This window comes from Sphingopyxis sp., from assembly GCF_034380315.1.
Classification (GTDB): domain Bacteria; phylum Pseudomonadota; class Alphaproteobacteria; order Sphingomonadales; family Sphingomonadaceae; genus Sphingopyxis.
Window position 1 is genome coordinate 459,368 of the sequence record NZ_JAXMPB010000001.1, and the last position, 19,031, is coordinate 478,398.

Sequence of the window (19,031 nt, forward strand, 5' to 3'; positions counted from 1 at the left end):
TATCAGCGCACCGGCGCCGCGAATAACGCGCCTGCCGGACAGGGAGAGGGGAGCAACATGGGCAAGTTTTTCGAGAATCTGCATGCCGTTCTCGGCGCCGGGCTGGTGCTGACAATCGTCGTCATGCTGTGCTTCAACGGCCAGAATTTCGAGGATGGCATCGCCGCAGGCAACGCCATCATGCGTTGGCTCCACACATTTTTCGGCATTTTGTGGATCGGCCTGCTCTATTATTTCAACTTCGTCCAGATTCCGACCATGCCGAAGATTCCGGCCGAACTGAAACCCGCCGTCGGCAAGCATATCGCCCCTGCCGCGCTGTTCTGGTTCCGCTGGGCCGCCGCGGCGACCGTGCTGTTCGGGCTCGGCATCGCCTTTCACGCCAAATATGCGATCCCCGCCCTGACGCTGCAGGACCCCTACAAACTGATCGGGATCGGCATGTGGCTGGGCCTGGTCATGGCCTTCAACGTCTGGTTCGTGATCTGGCCGAACCAGAAAAAGGCGCTGGGTATCGTCGAGGCCGACGATGCCACCAAGGCGGCTTCGGCACGCACCGCGATGATCTTTTCACGGACCAACACGCTGCTGTCGATCCCGCTGCTCTATACGATGGTGAACGCCAACAACGGATAGTCCGGGTCGAGCCCCTTCCGCCCCAGCCGGGCCGGGAGGGGCCCCTATCCTTCGATCGCGGCCTTGTGCATCCGGCCGTTCATCACATAATGGGCAACGCCCATCTGCATGCCCGCCGCCTGGGCATCGTCGATCGCCCGCACCCGCCGCGCGGGAGCACCGGCCCATAGCTCGCGGTCCGGAATTTCCTTGTTCTCGGTCAGCAACGCCCCCGCCGCGAGCATTGCGTCGCTGCCGATACGGCACCCGTTCATGATCGTCGCCTTCAGCCCGACGAAAGCCCGGTCGGCGAGCGTGCAGCCATGGACCATCGCCAGATGCCCGATCAGCACATCTTCGCCGATGATCGTCGGAAAGCCTTCCGGGCGGTGCGGCATCGGCCCGTCGCAGTGCAGTACGCTGCCATCCTGGATGTTCGAACGGGCGCCGACGCGAATGTGGCTGACATCGGCGCGCAGCACGCAATTGTACCAGATGCTGACATCGGGCCCGATGACGACGTCGCCGATGATCCGGCATCCCGGCGCGATAAAGGCGCTGGGGTCGATCTGCGGCGTCTTGCCATTCACGCTGATGATGCTGACGTCCTGATAGGTCATTCGTTCTTCCCGATAATATTGTCCCACAGCAGGATCGGCAGGGTCGACGCATAATCGTCGGTCCAGCGCTCGAAACCCTTCCGTCCCGCCAGCGCTACCCAATTTCCGTCCTTCTGGCGATCTTCGCTCGACACAAGGGGGCCCGTCAATTGCGCGAGCCGTTGCGGTGTCGGGGCAAAGGCAACCCAGCTGGACGCGGTCAGATTGGCGCGGTCGCCGCCCTCGCTTCCGGGATCATGTCGGATCGCCGCGGCAAAGCCCCGCGCCTTCGCCTCGGCATCGAGCACCGGTTCGAGCCCGAAAAAGCGGTTCGAAATATGGATGAGCAGGAGGCCGTCGGGTTTCAGCGCGCGTGTATAGATGCCGATCGCCTCGCGCGTCAGAAGGTGCAGCGGGATCGCGTCGGACGAAAAGGCGTCGATCACCAATATATCGAAGCGCGCAGGCGGCCCGTTTTCGATCTGGAGCCGGGCATCGCCGATGACGATGGGGGTCGTCCCCGCGCAGCGCGACAGGAAGGTAAACTTGGACGGATCGCGCGCGATGTCGACCATCACCGGATCAATCTCAAAAATGGTCCATTGCTGCCCCGGCTTGCGATAGCAGGCGAGAGTCCCCGTACCGAGCCCCACAACGCCGATCGCCGCATTGGGACCGGCCAGCGCCTCGGCCTTGCCAAGCGCCAGGCCGACCCCGGACTGGTGCCCGTAATAGGTGGTCGGTTCCCGCTCGCGCCCAGCCTCGGTCCGTTGCAGCCCGTGCAAGGTCGTCCCATGCGCCAGGCGGCGCTGCCCCCGATAGGGATCGTCCGTCACGGTATAGATGCCGAAATAGCTGCGGACCCGCGAACCTTCGACGCTTTCGGCCATCGTGTCCCATCCGCCCATGCCCAGCATGAGCAGCCCCAGAACAGCGACATAGGCCCAGCGCCATCCGATGACCAACAACCCCACACCCGCAAGGACGGCCGCCCAGATCAGGAAGGACCCGGCAAAACCGCCGGTCCAGTCGGTGACCATGTGCCAACAGGCAAAGGCAGCGATCGCCAGCAATGCCGCCAATGTTCCGCGGACGCCGGCGGGCGACAAGGCCAGCCACTTGTCCCATGGGAACAGAACCGGCAGCGGCAGCAATGCGGCAGCGCCAAGCACGAGCAGCGGATGCTCATACACCCAGTCGAAGACCAGCGGGGCGACCAGCGCGGCGAACAACCCGCCGAGCACGCCGCCTGCCGACATAATCAGATAGAATAGCGTCAGATAGCGCGGCGAGGGCCTGAGGTGGTGGAGATAGCCGTGAAGCGATGTCGCGACCAGAAACAGCATCACCAGGCTGGTCATTGCGATCAGCATCGAACCGCCGCCCGAACTGAGCAGCGCCAGTCCGCCGACCATCAGCAGCATCGTCGGCGCGATGAAGGTGATCACCTCCGTCACGCGCGTGAAGGTCGAAAAGGCGATCGAGAAGCTCAACAGATAGAGGCCGAGCGGCAATACCCAAAGCAATGGCATCGCGACGATATCGGTCGTGAGGTGCGTCGTCGTCGACAACATCAACCCCGAAGGGACAGCGGCGATCAACAGCCAATGAACCATGCGCCGCCACGTCGGGGGCGGTCCCGCCTCGTCGAACGCCTGGGCCGCTGGTGCGGCGGCGCCAGCGCTTTGCCACCGCGCGGCCGCGCTGGCCGCGACGAGCAGCAGCAACGCGGCATAGCCCGCCGTCCAGCCCCAGCTTTGCGCGGCCAGCGGCATCGCGGGTTCGACCAGCGCCGGATAGCTGATCAGTCCGGCAAAGCTGCCAAGGTTCGATGCGGCGTACAGATAATAGGGATCGCCCGCGTCGCGGTCGGCCGCAAACCAGCGCTGGATCAGCGGTGCCTGCGCCGACACAGCCAGAAACACCGGCCCGATCGATGCGACGAGCAGCAGCGGCACCCACAAGGCCTCCTGCCCCGGGGTGGGCGGCGCCATCTGCGCGATGCCGATCGGCAGCCATAGCGCCGCGACAAGCAGCAGCCCGATATGGATCAGCGCCTGTCGCCGCAGCGCGAACCGGCCCAGCCAATGCGCATAGGCGTATCCGCCGAGCAACAGCGCCTGATAGACCAGCATCGCGCTGTTCCAAACCGCCGGCGCCCCGCCCAGCTTGGGCAGCACCATGCGCGCGACCATCGGCTGGACAAGGAACAGCAGGAAACTGCCGACGAGGATCGTCAACACGAAAAGCCAGCGCCGCGGCGATGGAGAAGTGGATAAGGTCATGCTTTTTCACTCGTCGAGCGCGTCATCGAATAGGCGACATGCGGCCGCAGCGGGTCGTCCGCCATTATTTTGGGATGATTGAAGTCGAGTTCGGGACGGTGCCGCATACCGAGCCGCTCCATCACCGCACGGCTTCGAGCATTGCCGCGCCAGGTAATTGCCCAGATATCGTCGTCGGGAAGATTGGCAAAGGCCCAGTCCCGCGCGCCACGCGCCGCTTCACTCGCATATCCCGCTCCCCAGCAGTCACGCGCTAGCCGCCAACCCAGTTCGGCTTTGCCATCGACCGGCCCGGCGCTGCCGCGGATCACACCGCACCAGCCAATAAGCTTTGCGTCTGTCCGTCGCTCTACGGCCCAGAAGCAATGGCCATGCCCGCACTCCATCTCGCGCATGCGATCGATAAGCGCTGCCGTCTGCGCCATGTCGAGTGGCGGCCCGAGCGTAGCCATGACCGCAGGATCGCTGCAGATCGCCTGAAAAGTCGCGACATCGTCGTCGCGCCACGATCGCAGCACCAGCCGCTCGGTCTCGATCATGCGCCAAGCAACCTCGCGGCGTGCAGGGCGTGATAGGTCAGCACCCCCGACGCCCCGGCGCGGCGGAAGCCGAGCAATGTTTCGAGGACCAGCGCGTCGCGGTCGCCCGCCCCGGCCGCGGCCGCGGCCTCGATCATCGCATATTCGCCAGACACCTGATAGGCATAGACGGGAACCGCAAACCGATCCTTCACCGCGCGCACGATGTCGAGATAGGGCAGCCCCGGCTTCACCATCACGCTGTCGGCGCCTTCGGCCAGATCCTGTTCGACCTCGCGCAGCGCCTCTTCGGCGTTCGCCGGGTCCATCTGATAGCTTTTCTTGTCGCCCTTGAGCAGCCCACGCGAACCCACCGCATCGCGAAACGGGCCATAGAAGGCCGAAGCATATTTGGCGGCATAGCTCATGATCTGGACATGGCCGAACCCTTCGGCCTCCAGCGCACGGCGGATCGCCCCGATGCGGCCGTCCATCATGTCCGACGGGGCGATGATATCGGCGCCCGCGCGTGCCTGGTTCAGCGCCTGTCCGACCAGCACCGCGACCGTTTCGTCGTTGAGCACATAGCCGGCATTGCTGAGCAGCCCGTCCTGTCCGTGGCTGGTATAAGGATCGAGCGCCACATCGGTCAGCACGCCGATGGCGTCACCCAGCGCATCCTTGATCGCTGCCGTCGCGCGGCACATCAGATTGTCGGGATTGAGCGACTCGCGCCCATCGTCACTGCGCCGATCCGCCTCGGTATAGGGAAAGAGGGCAAGGCACGGGATGCCGGCATCGGCCGCTTCGCGGGCGCGCTCCACCAGCAGGTCGACCGACCAGCGCGACACGTCGGGCAGACTGGCGACCGGTTCCTCCGCGTTCGATCCGGCGCAGACGAACAGCGGCCAGATCAGATTGGCGGGTGACAAATGGGTTTCGCGCACCATCGCGCGGCTCCATCCTGTTCGGCGGGTGCGGCGCAGGCGCAGGTCGGGAAAAGCGGCTCGGGTCATGCCGCGTGCATAGCCGCGCATCGCCGCCGGGCAAATGGATAATGGCGATAGGGCCGGGCCGCCGGGCCCACCCGCGAAAGACAGGCGGTCAGTTCCCGCCTTCGGCGCGCTTTGCCGCAACGTCGGCGAGCGAACCCAGCATCGGCGTTTCCACCTGCTTCGGCGCGATCGGGGCCAGCGCCGCCCCCGGCGTCACCGAAGTCATCTGACGAATGCGCGCCCGGAAGTCGGCAAGTTCCTTGCCCTCCAGTTGCGCCTTGGTGACGAATGTGACCGATGACGGGTTCACCGCATGGCCGTTGCGATAAAGCTCGTAATGAAGGTGCGGGCCGGTCGAGAGGCCGGTCGAACCGATATAGCCGATCACCTGGCCGCGCGCGACGCGCTGGCCCGACCGCACCGCGATGCGGCTCATATGCCCATAGCCGGTGCCGAGCCCATTGCCATGGTTCAGCCGCACATAATTGCCGTAGCCGCCCTGCCGGCCGGCGACCGCGACCACACCGTCGGTGACGGCATAGATAGGCGCGCCATACCCCCCGCCAAAGTCGATGCCGCTGTGCATCCGGCGATAGCCCAATATCGGATGGCGCCGCATCCCGAAGGTCGAGGTGACGCGGCCACCCGTCGGGCGGACCATGCCGCCGCGTTGTTCGCCGACGCCCGATGCCTCGAACCATTGGCTGCGACCGTTCTTTGTCCATTCGAGCATCGAAAGGCGCGACCGTCCGCCGCGGATCAACCCGGCATAAAGCAGTTTTCCGGTCTCGCTTTCGCCGGTTTCGGCGCGGCGATAATCGACGACGATATCGAATTCGTCGGTCGGGCGAATGTCGCTGCCGACCGATATCTGTTTGCCGATTACGCGCAAATAGGCCTGAATCGCCTCAGGCGGGGCACCGGCGGCACGCGCCGAACGATACAGGCTGTCGCCCACCCGCCCGCGAATGCGAAGCGGCATCGTGTCGACCGCGATCGGAATGCGCCGCATCACCAGCCGCCCGTCGATCCGTTCCATCTCGACGCGAAGGTCGAACCGGGCGCGCATCGCCAGCGCCTCGACCGGGCGCGGCATGGTGCGCGCGGCCCGGCGGCCAAGCACCAGATCGACGCGCGTTCCGGGCGCGATGTCCGCGAGCGGCACCGCTGCCGACAATTGCTGCGCCAAGGCCTGCGCCTCGCCGCCACCGACACCAGAGCGTTCGAGCAGGCGGGAAAAACTGTCGCCGCGGCCCAGTGTCGCGGTCAATTCGATCTGCGGGCGCTCGGGCGTCTGGGTAAGCGGCCGCACGGCGTCGGTCGCCGCCATATGGCGCCCCGTATCGCCGCCATAGGCCAGCGGCACGATCATCTGCGCCCGCGCCTCGTTGAAATCGGCGGCATCGAGAGCAGGGGTGCCACCGGTCTCGAGCGGCTTGATTCCGGGGAAGGTCGAGATGGCGGTTCCGCACAGCAGGGTCAGCGTCGCAAGACCCCGCCACCATTCGGCCGAACCGATATTGTCGCCAAGGTCGGGAACCAGATCGATCGCCGCCAGCCGGTCGCGCCACGTCGGCGCCGGATCACCCGACTGGACCGCCTTTTGCAAGGGAATGGCCTGCGACATCGCCAATGCGGCCGCATTGCCAGTCATCCCCGCTATGGGTTCGTGGCGCTGAAACAAACTGCAACCCCCGCTGGGCGGGCTCCCAAATGCCCGGCCATCCGTCATTATCTCACAGACACGTCTGTAAACAAAGGGCGTTAAAGTCAATTTAACGGGACAGGTTCGCCGCCGCCTTGCGACGGGCCGTTGCGCGGCCGGGACATGACGTTCCGTTACCCGGAAATCCGCGATTTCCCCGCCCCTCGTGTCGATCACCTGTTGCGCACGCGCGCCGCCCATGCCAGCGTAGCGCGAAAGACAATGCCGCTATCCTCCTCCCGTCCGGTCAAGGCTGTCCTTGGCCCCACCAACACCGGCAAGACCCATTTGGCGGTCGAGCGACTGACCGCCCATGCCAGCGGCATGATCGGTTTCCCGCTGCGACTGCTGGCGCGCGAGGTCTATGACCGGGTCGTCGCCATCAAGGGAACCGCGGACGTCGCCCTCGTTACCGGCGAAGAGCGGATCATGCCCCCGCAAGCCCGCTATCTGCTGGGAACGATGGAGGCGCTGCCGGTCATGCGCGACGTCGCCTTCGTCGGTATCGACGAGGCGCAGCTCGGCGCGGACCCCGAGCGCGGGCACGTTTTTACCGATCGCATCCTGCGGGCACGCGGGCGCGAGGAAACGATGATCCTCGGTTCGGCGAGCATGCGCGGACTGGTCCGCGACCTGGTTCCCGACGTGGACATCATCACCCGCCCGCGCTTTTCGACGCTCAGCTACGCCGGGGCGTCGAAACTGTCCCGCCTGCCGAAACGATCGGCCATCGTCGCCTTCTCGGCCGACGAAGTCTATGCGATCGCGGAAATGCTGCGCCGGTTTTCGGGCGGCGCTGCGGTGGTGATGGGGGCGCTCAGCCCCAAGACGCGCAACGCGCAGGTCGCCATGTTCGAAGCCGGCGAGGTCGATTATCTGGTCGCCACCGACGCGATCGGCATGGGGCTGAACCTCGACGTCAGCCATGTCGCCTTTGCCAGCCTTCAGAAATTCGACGGCCGGCGGCTGCGGCGGCTGACCATCGCCGAAATGGCGCAGATCGCGGGGCGTGCCGGGCGACACCAGCAGGACGGCAGCTTCGGCACCGTCGGGACGCCGCAGGGCGGGTTCACCCCGGAGGAAATCCAGGCGATCGAGGGGCATCATTTCCCGCCGCTCACCAGCCTTTTCTGGCGCAACCCAACGCCCGAATTCGCCTCTCTCGACGGACTCCTCGCCGATCTGGCGCGGGCGCCCGATCATGCCGCGCTGCGCCCCGCACCCGAGGCGGTGGACCTTGCCGTGCTCAAGCATCTGGCCGGCGACATGGAGGTGCGCGCACGGGACCGGGATTCCGACGCGGTGCAGCGGCTTTGGGACAGTTGCGGGCTGCCCGATTTCGAGCAGCTGGGCGCCGAACATCACAGCCGCACCGTGCTCAAGCTGTGGCAATGGCGCACGCAGGGCGACGGCATGATCGACGCCGACTGGTTCGCGCGGCGGCTGGCGCGGCTCGACGCCACCGATGGCGACATCGACCAGCTCGCCAGCCGCATCGCGGCGGTCCGTACCCTTTGCTTCATCGCCCAGCGCGGCGACTGGATCGCGGGCGCGGCGGGCTGGGCCGAACAGACAGAGGCGCTTGAATCGCGGCTATCGGACGCGCTGCACGCCGCGCTGGCGCAGCGCTTCGTCGACCGGCGGCTGGCATTGCTGCTGCGCGACGCCGGACAGCGCCGCGCCGCCCTGCCCGTCGCGGTCGCCGCCGATGGCACCGTCGCGGTCGACGGCGAACCGATCGGGACATTGCATGGCTTTCAGTTCAAGGTCGACCCGGTGGCGCGGGCCAGCGACCATCGCATGATGCTCGCCGCCGCCGAGCGCCACCTGAACGCCGAACTGACGCGCCGTGCCGCCGCGCTTGCCGAGGGCGATGACACGGCCCTGACGCTGATCAGCGAAGCGGGACTGCCGCCGCGCCTCGCGTGGCATGGCCACCCCGTAGCGACGCTGACCAAGGGACCGACGCTGGTACAGCCAACGATCCAGATCGACGCATCGCTGCGGCGCCTGGAACCGCCCCAGGTCCAGGCGATTTCCGAACGGCTGCACCGCTTCGTCGCTGCCCAGCTCGCCCGACATGCCGGACCGCTTGCCGCGATGGGCGAAGCGGCAGGCGACCTTTTCACGCCGCCGCGGGTGCGCGCGCTGCTCGCCGCGCTGGTCGACAACAGCGGCACGATCGGTCGCGCCGCGGTCGAGGAACAGTTGCACGCGATCAGCGCCGAGGAAAGGCCGCAACTGCGCAAGCTGGGCCTGACCATCGGCTCGCTCGACATTTTCCACCCCCAGTTGCTGAAGCCCGAGGCGGTACGCTGGCGCGCGGCGCTGCTGGCCGCGCAACAGGGGACGCCGGTATCGGCGCTGCCCCCGCACGGCGCGGTGCTGCAGAAATCGGGCGCGGAGGCCGGGCTGCGGATCGCGGGTTTCCGCCGCTGCGCCGCCGGTTGGCTGCGCATCGACATGGCCGAAAAACTGGCGCGCCAGGCCCACGCCGCGCGGATGCAGGCATCGGCCCCGCCCACCGCGCCGATCGCCGGCAGCGCCGGTCATCATGACCTGCATTCCGACGACGGCGGCGAGCGTGAGGACGAAAGCCACGGGGACGCCGCGGCCCCGCCGCCTGGCTTTTCCATCGACCCCGCGCTGGCCACCTCGCTCGGTCTCGACGAGGAAACACGGCGCGCGCTTCTTCAAAGCTTCGGTTTTCGGGCCGTCGGCGATCCCGCGCTGCAGCGCTGGCGCTGGGCCGGGCTGAAAAAGGCCGACCGGCCTCGTGGCCGTCGCGGTCAAGTCGGGCGCAAGAAAGGCGAAGCCCCCCTGCGCAGCACCGAGGTCAAACGACAGGGCAAGCGCGGGGCCGCCGATGCACCGCACGGCAAGGACGGCAAGAACCGAAAGCCCGGAAAGCCGAAAAAGCCGGAGCGCGGCGGCCAGTCGGCATCCACTCCCGCGTCGCGCCCGTCACAGCCGCCACGACGCGGCCCGTCGCCGCACAGCCCCTTTGCCGGTCTCGCGGCTCTTTTGGCCGAAGGACGCAAGGACGGATGAGCAGCCCGGGCGCAGCGGGCAGCATCCGGCTCGACAAGCTGCTCTGGTTCCTGCGCTTTGCCCGGTCGCGCAGCATCGCCCAGGCGATGGTCGAGGCGGGGCATATTCGACTCGACGGACGGCGGATCACGCGCTCGTCCAGCGCGGTCCACGCGGGCCAGGTGCTGGTTCTGCCGATCGGCGAGCGGATTGAGGTCATCCGGCTGCTGCACATCCCGCTGCGCCGCGGCCCCGCGTCCGAGGCACAGTCCTGCTATGTTCGGCTTGCCGGCGAGGACGGGCAGGCTGCGAGCTGAACTATGGACGGGGAAGAAAATACTCGCTCCATCCGCCGCGCCATGGCGCCTAGAATGGCAGCGCAGAGTGAAAGTGATTCGCAACTGCCCGAAAGCGTTGACGTGCCGCCTCCACGCGGCATAGAGGCGAGCCAATATCTGTATCTGGGCGGCGATTTCGCTGTCATCGAATGGAGCTGAAAACCCATGACCTATGTTGTCACCGACGCCTGCATCCGGTGCAAATATATGGACTGCGTCGAGGTTTGCCCCGTCGACTGTTTCTATGAGGGCGAGAATATGCTCGTCATCAACCCGAACGAGTGCATCGATTGCGGCGTATGCGAGCCCGAGTGCCCCGCCGAAGCGATCCTGCCCGACACCGAAAGCGGCCTAGAAAAGTGGCTGGAAGTGAACAGCAAGTTCAGCGCCGAATGGCCGAACATCACGGTCAAGAAGGACAGCCCCGCCGACGCCGACGAATATAAGGGCGTCGAAGGCAAGTTCGAAAAGCTCTTCTCCGCCGAACCCGGCGAGGGCGACTGACGGGTCGGCCCGGCGATCGGTCGGGCCGCGCCATCGTAACGATCATGGCTTGGGCTTTGGCCCGCACTGGCTGACGTCGCCTGCCTTGCACGCGGCGACAGCCGCCTCCCAACTTGCCTGCGCCGCCTTTGCCTTGCGCTCATTCTCGGCGATCAGCGCCTCGCGGTCGGCCACCGCCTTGCGATAAGCCGCCTCCTTCGCGGCCTGTTCGTCGGCCACCGCCTTCTTGCGCGCTTCATAATCGGCCATCTCGCGCTTCGCGGTCGCGGCCTGCTGCGCATTCAGCGAACCTGTCGCCGCCTGCTCGGTTTCGGATGACGCAGCGGGCGCGGTAGAAGCGGAGGATGGGGTCGCGGGCTTCGCGGCGACAGGCTTCGTCACGGGCGGCGCCGCGCCACCATCGCGCGTATAGAAAAGGCCGGATCCGCTTTCGGTCATCCGCCGCTTTTCGGGATCGATGGTCAGGGTGCAGGGCCGTTCACGGCGAACGACATTGCCGCTCGCCATGCGATCATAGGTGGCGCAAACGGCCTTCAGCCGGCAGCTGCGGTCACCACCGTCGCGATAGATGGCGGTGAATTTGTGCTGCCCCTTCGGCCACCAGCCTTCGGGATGATTGAACAGCAGCGCATTGCCGCCCGGACCATTTTTGAACACATGGACACCGACGATCGGGACGTTGGCACCGTCGCTCCGCCGCCAGTCGACCTCCACATCCTCGCGCCCGCATGTGGTCTCGGCCGTGATCGGTTTCGCTCGCGTCCAGACGCGGTCCGACACGAATGCCTGCGAACCGCCCTGCACCGTCAGCGTGTTCCTTGCCGTATCGACCACCAGCTTGCACGCATTGGCGGACGACAGATTCGCGCCGCACTGCGCATCAAAGGTGCAACCATCGCCATTCTGCCGGATGCGCGAGGCGATCACCGTGCCGTCGCCATAGGGCGCCGATGCGAAGCCGCGCGTGGTGCCCACCGGCGCGCTCGCGCCGCGTTCGGTGGCAAAGACGATCTGCACCTGCGGTTTTTGCTTCGATTCGCCGCTGCGCTGCCAGGCACCGAGATAGGCATCGCCCTTGCACGTCCCGGCCGCGGGGGTCGGCGGCGCCGCACCGACCTTTCGCACGACCATCGTACCGCTGCTGATCCCCACCGAGCCGTATTTCTGGCTCCTGCAGACATTGAGCGTGAAGGATTGCACCGCATAGCCCAGGTGACGGGCGAACGCGCGGCCGATACGTTCCTTGTAATCGCAGCCTTTCGACTTGTCATAAAGCGACGCGTGCCAGTTCGCGATATGGTCTGCACCCGGTGGATCGCGCTCGATCTTCAGGACGAAATTGCCCTCGGCGAAATTCACCTGATGCTCGATCGCGGGAACCAGCTTTCCATCGCGCAGCACCATCGCCTGATCGACCACCGCGAACCGCGCGTTCGGCATCTTGCCGAAATCGATTTCCTCGCTGCCCGTCCCGTGCGCCAGCACCGCCGCGGCCGCGCTGGCCAGCACCAACACGGGCAATATCCGTCCCAGCATCGCCATCCCTCCTGGCCCGAAACGTCCGCCGCAACCCCTTGCGAACCGTTCCCGCCCCTGTTTCGAAACCGGCCCCGAACCGGCGTTTCGGCGGGCGATCTTTCGCTGCCGCCGCTCCGCACGGGTCTATCGCATCGCCCGTTCGGCACAATGCCCATTTTAGACCCATTTTGGATCGCGCCGCTTTCGGAAGGCGGGACGCGGGCGGCAGGAGCCAATATCCCTCTTGAAACCGTCGCTTCGGGCGACGATGTAGCATCAGGTGGGGGCAGCCAGCCGGTTCTCGGCAGGCGTCCCGAATAATGAAGGACGAAATTCCAATGATCGACCCGCTCGCTGCCCTTGTTCCCGTCGTCGTCGAACAGACGAGCCGCGGCGAACGCAGCTTTGACATTTTCTCGCGCCTGCTGCGCGAACGGATCGTCTTCGTGACCGGCGAGGTCGAGGATAATATGGCGTCACTGATCGTCGCTCAGCTTTTGTTCCTCGAGTCGGAAAATCCGAAGAAGGACATCTATATGTACATCAATTCGCCGGGCGGGGTCGTCACGGCGGGCATGGCGATCCACGACACGATGCAATATATTCGTCCGCGCGTCGGCACCGTGTGCATCGGCCAGGCTGCCTCGATGGGCAGCTTCCTGCTCGCGGCGGGCGAGCCCGGTATGCGCGTCGCGCTGACCAATGCGCGGGTGATGGTCCACCAGCCGTCGGGCGGCGCCCGCGGCATGGCATCGGACATCGAAATCCAGGCCAAGGAAATCCTGCGCATCAAGCGGCGCATGAACGACCTGTACGTCAAATATACGGGTCGCAGCCTGAAAGAGATTGAAAAGGCGATGGATCGCGACACGTTCCTCGAAGCCGACGAGGCCAAGGCCTTTGGTATCGTCGACCATGTCTATGACCGCCGCCCCGGCGCGGCCGACGCCGACGCACCCAAGGATGTCAGCGAAGGCCCGACGCCCTGACGCACCCGGTTTGCCCGGGCATCCCCCGGGTACCCGGCAACCTTCCGGTAACTGCGTTCATTGACGCGCCATTGGCGCCGCGTCGCTAGGCCGGACTGTCCGGCATGTCACCCAATTGCCATATTGTAATTGGGCGACCGCGGGCTAGGATAAGAATGACGGCACGCTTCCCGTGGCCGTTCGAAGGAATTTTATGACCAAGCTCTCTGGCTCCGACAGCAAGAGCACCCTTTACTGCTCATTCTGCGGCAAGTCGCAGCACGAGGTTCGCAAGCTGATTGCGGGCCCGACCGTCTTCATCTGCGACGAATGCGTCGAGCTGTGCAACGACATCATCCGCGAGGAAATCAAGGGCGGGGTTGCGGCGCGCAAGGACGGCGCGGTGCCGACACCGCTCGAAATCTGCCAGCATCTCGACAATTATGTTATCGGCCAGAACACCGCCAAGCGCGTGCTGTCGGTCGCGGTGCACAACCATTACAAGCGCCTCGCCAATTCGGGGCGCGGTGAAGAGGTCGAACTCGCCAAGTCGAACATTCTGCTCGTCGGCCCGACCGGCAGCGGCAAGACCCTGCTCGCGCAGACGCTCGCCCGCTTCCTCGACGTGCCCTTCACCATGGCCGACGCAACGACGCTGACCGAGGCCGGCTATGTCGGCGAGGATGTCGAGAATATCATCCTCAAGCTGCTCCAGGCGTCGGATTACAATGTCGAAAAGGCGCAGCGCGGTATCGTCTATATCGACGAGATCGACAAGATCAGCCGCAAGGCGGAAAATCCGTCGATCACCCGCGACGTGTCGGGCGAAGGCGTGCAGCAGGCGCTCTTGAAGCTGATGGAAGGCACCACCGCGAGCGTGCCGCCGCAGGGCGGACGCAAGCATCCGCAGCAGGAATTCCTCCAGGTCGACACGACCAACATCCTGTTCATCGCGGGCGGCGCCTTTGCCGGCCTCGAAAAGATCATCGGCGACCGCCTGCAAGGCAAGTCGATCGGTTTCGGCGCCCATGTCGCCGGGCCCGACGAGCGCCGCGCGGGCGAGATATTGAAACAGATCGAGCCCGAGGATCTGTTGAAATTCGGCCTGATCCCCGAATTTGTCGGCCGCCTGCCGGTGATCGCGACGCTCGAGGATCTCGACGTCGATGCGCTGGTCAAGATTCTGGGCGAGCCCAAGAACGCGCTGGTCAAACAGTATAAGAAACTGTTCGACCTTGAAGAGGTCGCGCTGACCTTCACCGACGATGCGCTGGTCGCGGTCGCCAAAAAGGCGATCGAACGCAAGACCGGCGCACGCGGGCTGCGTTCGATCGTTGAGGCGATCCTGCTCGACACGATGTTCGACCTGCCCGACCTGACCGATGTCGTCGAAATTGTCGTCGACAAGGATGTCGTCGAGGGCCGCAAGGACCCCGTGCGCGTCTATGCCGACAAGGCAAAGGAAGCAGGCGACGCCGCCTGATCCGAGTCGCCCGGCGAGCCGATTTCGCCTCGCCGGGCTCCTCGCAATGTTGCATTGCAGCAACAGTTGCGCAGAAAAACGCAAGCGCGCTTGTGGATAATTCTGCCGCGCGAACGCAAATCCGCGCTTTTCCGTTCCCCGTTCGCCAGACCTTTGCCGTGCGGCTTGCACTGTAACAATTGCTGTCACAATCGTGCCACATGCGGGCTTCAGGGGCGCTCGCAGGTCAGGCGCGCCCCTTTGTTGCGCGCCAACCAGTTTCACCACTAAGGGGACAACCTGACATGCATTTCCGTCACTATTTGGCTGCCAGCGCCGCTGCGCTGAGCATGGGCGCCGTTCTCGCTGCGCCCGCCGCCGCGCAGGAAACCTCTTCGTCGGTTCGCGGAACCGTCGAGTCAGCTAGCGGCCCGGTCGTCGGCGCAACGGTCACTGTAACCCACATCCCGTCTGGTACGGTGTCGCGGACCACAACCGATAGCAGCGGCAATTTTGGCGCCAATGGTTTGCGCATTGGCGGCCCCTTCACCGTCGAGGTGCTGGCCGACGGGTATGAATCGACCCAGATCACCGATCTTTTTCTTCAGGCTGGCCAGCCCTATCGGCTGCCGATCATGCTCGAAGACACAGCGATCGTTGTTACCGCATCGTCGGTAGGCGGGGCACTTGAAACATCAAACGGCCCGATCACCGCGTTGAACCGCGAAGCGATCGAAGGCGCTGCCTCGATCAACCGCGACATCCGCGACCTTGCGCGCCGTGATCCTCTGGTCACGCTCGACCTCGCCAATGCCCGCACGATCGAAGTCGCGGGCAACAACGGCCGCCTCAACCGATTTTCGGTCGACGGCGTCCAGTTCAGCGACGACTTCGGTCTCAACAACGGCGGCCTGCCGACCTCGCGCGGCCCTGTTCCCTTCGATGCGATCGAGCAATTTTCGGTAAAGGTCGCTCCGTTTGACATCGCCGAAGGCGATTTCCAGGGCGGCGCCGTCAATGTCGTGCTCCGGTCTGGCACCAATAAGTTCCAAGGCGGTGCCTTCTTCACCTACACCGACGACAGCCTGACCGGCAGCCGCAGCCGCGGAAACAACGTCTCGTTGAGCTTCGATAGCAAGCAATATGGCGCGAACCTGAGCGGCCCGATCATCAAGGACAAGCTGTTCTTCATGCTTGCCTATGAAAAGACCAAGGAAAGCGACCCGTTTGACGATGGCTTCGGCCCCGGTTTCGCCAATCAGGTGCCCGGCCTGACGCAAGCCGTGATCGATCAGGTGAGCAGCGTTGCGCAGTCACGCTATGGTTATGATACGCTGGGCCTGTCACCCAACGCTGTCGAAGAAGATGAGAAGATCATCGGCAAACTCGACTGGAACATCAGCGACACCCAGCGCGCCTCGCTGACCTATATCCGCAACGTCGGCACACAGCAGTTCCAGCAGAACACGTTCCTGACCTCACCCTTCGCGCTCGGCTTTACGTCGAACGGATACGAACTCGCAGAGGAAGTGAACTCGGGCGTTTTCGAACTCAATTCGACTTGGTCAGACCGTTTTTCGACCACGCTGCGGGCCTCGTATCGGGATTATAACCGTGATCAGACCCCCTTCGGTGGCCGCGATTTCCCGCAAATGGAGGTCTGTACTGACGCAACTTCAGCTACGCCGACAGGAAACGGATCGACAAGTTGTAACGGCACGCGCCTGTTCTTTGGGCCTGATGTCAGTCGTCATTCCAATGATCTTAATACCGAGAATCTTTCGGTAGATTTTACCGCGCGCCTCGACGCCGGCAACCATGCTCTGCGCTTCATGGCGGGCTATACCGACGTGTCGGTTTTCAATCTCTTCCTCCAACGCTCACTGGGCGATTTCTATTTCGACAGCCTTGCCGATTTTGTGGCCGGAAACGCCAATCGCCTTCGCCTAGGCGGCGCGGTACCCAGCTTGGACCCCAATGATGCAGGCGCCAGCTTCGGCACACAAAATTATACCATCGGCATCCAAGATGATTGGCAAGTCACGCCGGACCTGATGCTGTCGCTTGGCTTGCGGTATGACCTGTACGGCAATGACGCCAAACCGCCGCTCAACCCGAATTTTCTGGCGCGTTATGGTTGGCACAATCGTGAAACCTTCAACGGCCGCGACGTGCTGCAACCCCGCTTTGGCTTTAACTGGCAGGCCAATGACCGCCTGATCGTACGCGGCGGTGTGGGCATTTTCTCGGGCGGCACGCCCGATGTGTTCCTGTCCAACGTCTTCTCGAACACCGGCCTGCTGACCAACTCGGTAGATATCAATCGCTCCAATTGCGCTGGCTCAAGCACGTGCGGAGCGCTTAATGGTATTACGGACGGAACCATTCCCTCCAGCGTTACCGATTTCCTGGCACGCAACGTAGGATCGTTGGCAGCGGCTCCAACCGACAATATCGACCCGAACCTCAAGATCGCGCGCAAGTGGAAAGCCTCGCTGCAGGCCGACTATGAAATTGGCGACGGCTGGTTTTTCGGTGGTCAGTTCCTCTATGACAAAAACATCTACGGCTATACTTGGACCGATCTGCGTTCGGTACCCATCGGCACGCTGCCGGACGGCCGGACTCGCTATGGCCCCTTCGGCGGCGCTACGACGACCAATCGTGACCTGCAACTGACGAACAGCGAAAAGGGCCGCGCCTATTTCGCGACCGCCCGCTTCTCGAAGGCGTGGGATTTCGGCTTGTCAATCGACGGCAGCTACACCTATTCCAACGTCAAGGATGAAGCGGCGCTGACATCGTCTACCTCGTCGTCGAACTATGGTAATAACGCCTTCGTCGATCCCAACCGTGCCGCTTATGGCCGCTCGATCTACGAATTCACCCATCAGTGGAAGTTCGGGGCCGACTTCAAGCGCGAGTTCTTTGGAGACAATGAAACGCGCATCAGCCTGTTCGGCGAATATCGTTCGGGTCGCCCCTACAGCGCGACGATGCTCGACAACAGCGGCGGTCGCGGCGCGGTCTTTGGAACTGTGGGCAACCTCGGCAATATGTTGCTCTATGTTCCGCAGCTGAACGACACTAGCAAAGTGGTGTTCGACACGGCCGCCAGCGAAACCGCGTTCAACAACCTGATCACCGAACTGGGGCTGGACAAGGCTCGGGGTGGCATTGTCAAGAAGAACAGCCTCACGTCGCCGGACTTCTTCAAGGTCGATCTTCACTTTAGCCAGGAAATTCCGGCCTTTGTGGGCAACGCAAAGTTCAAGGTGTTCGCGGACATCGAAAATGTCCTGAACCTCATCGATAGCGACTGGGGCTCGCTCCGGCAGGTGAGCTTCCCGTATAATTCGGCACTGGTCCGCGTCGCTTGCGTTGCAGACGGCACGAACAGCTGTGCAAAGTATCAGTACAGCACTGTTCGTGCTCCGAACGAGGTTCTCTCGACCCGCGTATCGCTCTACGGCGTCCGCGTCGGTGTGAAGGTGAACTTCTAAGCCATCAGGGCTTCGACCAAAAAAAATCAGGGCGCGGAAGGAGACTTCCGCGCCCTTTTTTGTGCGTGGTGAAGGAAGGGTGGTCGGCGGCGCGCGCTATCCGGCGGCGGTCAGCCTGCGGCGATACGCCGCGCGGTGTCCTGGATCAGCGCGATCATGTTGGGGACGCCCTGGGTGCGGTTCGACGACAGCTGACGCGTCAAGTCGAAGGGAGCGAGCGCGGCGGCGACGTCCATGTCGGCGACCGCGGCGGCCGGGCGGTCCTGCACAGCGGCGAGGACGAGCGCGACGATGCCCTTGGTGATCGCGGCATTGCTGTCGGCCAGGAAATGCAGCCGCCCGTCATCGTGCGGCACCGGATAGACCCAGACGCTCGCCGAACAGCCGCGCACCAGGGTCGCATCGGTCTTGAGCGCGTCGGGCATCGCTTCGAGCCCGCGGCCAAGTTCGATCAGCAGGCGATAACGATCGTCGCCGTCGAGAAAATCATATTCTTCGAAAATATCGTCGAGGCTGCGCATGCCGGGCCAGTGGCAGATTTGCGGGACGCTGTGAAGAGGGAGCCCTCCCCCCTTTCCATCTCGCTGAACCATCTCGCGGGCCATCCCGCCTTGCCCTCCCGTCGCGGCGAGCGTGGCGACGCCACCCAGGGCGGTTGCGCATGGTGCACGGCGCTGGATGGCGTTGCTACGCTCGCAATGTCGGTGACGGCCTGTATTTACAGGTCGACCCCCGCCGCAATGGCTTCGAGCTTGCGCAAGCGCTCCTTGAGATCGGCGATTTCGATCCGCGATCCGGCATGCGGAACCGTCGGGTCCTGCGCCGGGGCTATGCCGGCCGCAAGTTCGTCGCGCTTGAGCTGGATCCAATCGCGCCAGCCGCGCAGCGCGACCAGGCTGATGATCGCCAGCGCCCCAAGCGCGGCAGCGGCCATGACGAGATTGATGCTGAGATCGGATGCAATGGCGGCCATGGTTCGGCTCCTTCTTCG

The 19,031-nt window shown here is 64.4% G+C and carries 16 protein-coding genes; 8 read left to right on the plus strand and 8 right to left on the minus strand.

Annotation, left to right across the window (positions count from 1 at the left end; genetic code table 11):
• Positions 1-57 precede the first annotated feature (57 nt).
• Positions 58-636, plus strand: coding sequence for a urate hydroxylase PuuD (locus tag U0S50_RS02330; protein ID WP_322307126.1), 579 nt, complete (start codon positions 58-60; stop codon positions 634-636).
• A gap of 44 nt (positions 637-680) precedes the next feature.
• Here the strand turns inward: U0S50_RS02330 and U0S50_RS02335 are convergent, their stop codons facing one another.
• The 5 genes from U0S50_RS02335 to U0S50_RS02355 all read right to left on the minus strand — a co-directional run bounded on the left by U0S50_RS02335 (position 681) and on the right by U0S50_RS02355 (position 6,666).
• Complete coding sequence (locus U0S50_RS02335) at positions 681-1,235, minus strand: gamma carbonic anhydrase family protein (protein WP_322307127.1); 555 nt, start codon at positions 1,233-1,235, stop codon at positions 681-683.
• Positions 1,232-3,499 carry a fused MFS/spermidine synthase gene (locus U0S50_RS02340; RefSeq protein ID WP_322307128.1) on the minus strand — a complete coding sequence of 756 codons (2,268 nt, stop codon included), beginning with the start codon at positions 3,497-3,499 and terminating at the stop codon, positions 1,232-1,234. Before U0S50_RS02340 ends, U0S50_RS02335 begins: the two co-directional genes overlap by 4 nt.
• Positions 3,496-4,038: a GNAT family N-acetyltransferase gene (locus U0S50_RS02345; RefSeq protein WP_322307129.1), complete on the minus strand. Its 543-nt coding sequence runs from the start codon at positions 4,036-4,038 to the stop codon at positions 3,496-3,498. The genes U0S50_RS02340 and U0S50_RS02345 overlap by 4 nt, the downstream gene beginning before the upstream one ends.
• Positions 4,035-5,033, minus strand: a complete 999-nt coding sequence (gene hemB, locus U0S50_RS02350) for a porphobilinogen synthase (protein WP_322307130.1) — start codon at positions 5,031-5,033, stop codon at positions 4,035-4,037. The genes U0S50_RS02345 and hemB overlap by 4 nt, the downstream gene beginning before the upstream one ends.
• Before the next feature lie 88 nt (positions 5,034-5,121).
• Positions 5,122-6,666 (minus strand): M23 family metallopeptidase, encoded by a 1,545-nt coding sequence (locus U0S50_RS02355; RefSeq protein WP_322307131.1) that lies wholly within the window; start codon positions 6,664-6,666, stop codon positions 5,122-5,124.
• Between the two features lie 273 nt (positions 6,667-6,939).
• On the opposite strand from U0S50_RS02355, the gene U0S50_RS02360 reads away from it, so the two are divergent.
• Genes U0S50_RS02360 through fdxA form a run of 4 tightly spaced genes read left to right on the plus strand, consistent with a single transcriptional unit; the run spans position 6,940 to position 10,589 of the window.
• Positions 6,940-9,768 (plus strand): helicase-related protein, encoded by a 2,829-nt coding sequence (locus tag U0S50_RS02360; RefSeq protein WP_322307289.1) that lies wholly within the window; start codon positions 6,940-6,942, stop codon positions 9,766-9,768.
• The gene (locus tag U0S50_RS02365; protein ID WP_322307132.1) at positions 9,765-10,064 is read left to right on the plus strand and encodes an RNA-binding S4 domain-containing protein; all 300 of its coding nucleotides are present in this window, start codon (positions 9,765-9,767) and stop codon (positions 10,062-10,064) included. The genes U0S50_RS02360 and U0S50_RS02365 overlap by 4 nt, the downstream gene beginning before the upstream one ends.
• 54 nt (positions 10,065-10,118) lie before the next feature.
• A complete protein-coding gene (locus U0S50_RS02370; protein ID WP_322307133.1) occupies positions 10,119-10,244 on the plus strand; it encodes a hypothetical protein in 126 nt (41 codons plus the stop codon).
• A 6-nt stretch (positions 10,245-10,250) separates the two neighbouring features.
• On the plus strand, positions 10,251-10,589 hold the full coding sequence (gene fdxA, locus U0S50_RS02375) for a ferredoxin FdxA (protein WP_322307134.1): 339 nt from the start codon (positions 10,251-10,253) through the stop codon (positions 10,587-10,589).
• A 42-nt stretch (positions 10,590-10,631) separates the two neighbouring features.
• On the opposite strand, the gene U0S50_RS02380 is transcribed toward fdxA, so the two are convergent.
• Positions 10,632-12,125, minus strand: a complete 1,494-nt coding sequence (locus U0S50_RS02380; protein ID WP_322307135.1) for a cell envelope integrity protein TolA — start codon at positions 12,123-12,125, stop codon at positions 10,632-10,634.
• 320 nt (positions 12,126-12,445) lie between these two features.
• Here U0S50_RS02380 and U0S50_RS02385 point away from each other — a divergent pair, with 320 nt between their 5' ends.
• The 3 genes from U0S50_RS02385 (at position 12,446) to U0S50_RS02395 (ending at position 18,040) form a co-directional block, all read left to right on the plus strand.
• On the plus strand, positions 12,446-13,096 hold the full coding sequence (locus tag U0S50_RS02385) for an ATP-dependent Clp protease proteolytic subunit (RefSeq protein ID WP_322307136.1): 651 nt from the start codon (positions 12,446-12,448) through the stop codon (positions 13,094-13,096).
• A 193-nt stretch (positions 13,097-13,289) separates the two neighbouring features.
• Entirely contained in the window at positions 13,290-14,558 is a 1,269-nt protein-coding gene (gene clpX / locus U0S50_RS02390; RefSeq protein ID WP_322307137.1) for an ATP-dependent Clp protease ATP-binding subunit ClpX, read from the plus strand.
• Positions 14,559-14,842: 284 nt separating this feature from the next.
• Positions 14,843-18,040, plus strand: a complete 3,198-nt coding sequence (locus tag U0S50_RS02395) for a TonB-dependent receptor (protein ID WP_322307138.1) — start codon at positions 14,843-14,845, stop codon at positions 18,038-18,040.
• 110 nt (positions 18,041-18,150) lie between these two features.
• Here the strand turns inward: U0S50_RS02395 and U0S50_RS02400 are convergent, their stop codons facing one another.
• Positions 18,151-18,561, minus strand: a complete 411-nt coding sequence (locus tag U0S50_RS02400) for a SufE family protein (protein ID WP_322307139.1) — start codon at positions 18,559-18,561, stop codon at positions 18,151-18,153.
• Between the two features lie 197 nt (positions 18,562-18,758).
• Positions 18,759-19,013 (minus strand): hypothetical protein, encoded by a 255-nt coding sequence (locus U0S50_RS02405; protein WP_322307140.1) that lies wholly within the window; start codon positions 19,011-19,013, stop codon positions 18,759-18,761.
• Between the last annotated feature and the right edge of the window lie 18 nt (positions 19,014-19,031).

Coding starts and splice junctions, on each gene's coding strand:
- U0S50_RS02345 (WP_322307129.1), bottom strand. CDS start 4,038: ATGATCGAGACCGAGCGGCTGGTGCTGCGATCGTGGCGCGACGACGAT.
- U0S50_RS02400 (WP_322307139.1), bottom strand. CDS start 18,561: ATGCGCAGCCTCGACGATATTTTCGAAGAATATGATTTTCTCGACGGC.
- U0S50_RS02370 (WP_322307133.1), top strand. CDS start 10,119: ATGGCAGCGCAGAGTGAAAGTGATTCGCAACTGCCCGAAAGCGTTGAC.
- clpX (WP_322307137.1), top strand. CDS start 13,290: ATGACCAAGCTCTCTGGCTCCGACAGCAAGAGCACCCTTTACTGCTCA.
- U0S50_RS02365 (WP_322307132.1), top strand. CDS start 9,765: ATGAGCAGCCCGGGCGCAGCGGGCAGCATCCGGCTCGACAAGCTGCTC.
- U0S50_RS02340 (WP_322307128.1), bottom strand. CDS start 3,499: ATGACCTTATCCACTTCTCCATCGCCGCGGCGCTGGCTTTTCGTGTTG.
- U0S50_RS02405 (WP_322307140.1), bottom strand. CDS start 19,013: ATGGCCGCCATTGCATCCGATCTCAGCATCAATCTCGTCATGGCCGCT.
- U0S50_RS02380 (WP_322307135.1), bottom strand. CDS start 12,125: ATGCTGGGACGGATATTGCCCGTGTTGGTGCTGGCCAGCGCGGCCGCG.
- U0S50_RS02330 (WP_322307126.1), top strand. CDS start 58: ATGGGCAAGTTTTTCGAGAATCTGCATGCCGTTCTCGGCGCCGGGCTG.
- hemB (WP_322307130.1), bottom strand. CDS start 5,033: ATGACCCGAGCCGCTTTTCCCGACCTGCGCCTGCGCCGCACCCGCCGA.
- U0S50_RS02395 (WP_322307138.1), top strand. CDS start 14,843: ATGCATTTCCGTCACTATTTGGCTGCCAGCGCCGCTGCGCTGAGCATG.
- fdxA (WP_322307134.1), top strand. CDS start 10,251: ATGACCTATGTTGTCACCGACGCCTGCATCCGGTGCAAATATATGGAC.
- U0S50_RS02335 (WP_322307127.1), bottom strand. CDS start 1,235: ATGACCTATCAGGACGTCAGCATCATCAGCGTGAATGGCAAGACGCCG.
- U0S50_RS02385 (WP_322307136.1), top strand. CDS start 12,446: ATGATCGACCCGCTCGCTGCCCTTGTTCCCGTCGTCGTCGAACAGACG.
- U0S50_RS02355 (WP_322307131.1), bottom strand. CDS start 6,666: ATGACTGGCAATGCGGCCGCATTGGCGATGTCGCAGGCCATTCCCTTG.
- U0S50_RS02360 (WP_322307289.1), top strand. CDS start 6,940: ATGCCGCTATCCTCCTCCCGTCCGGTCAAGGCTGTCCTTGGCCCCACC.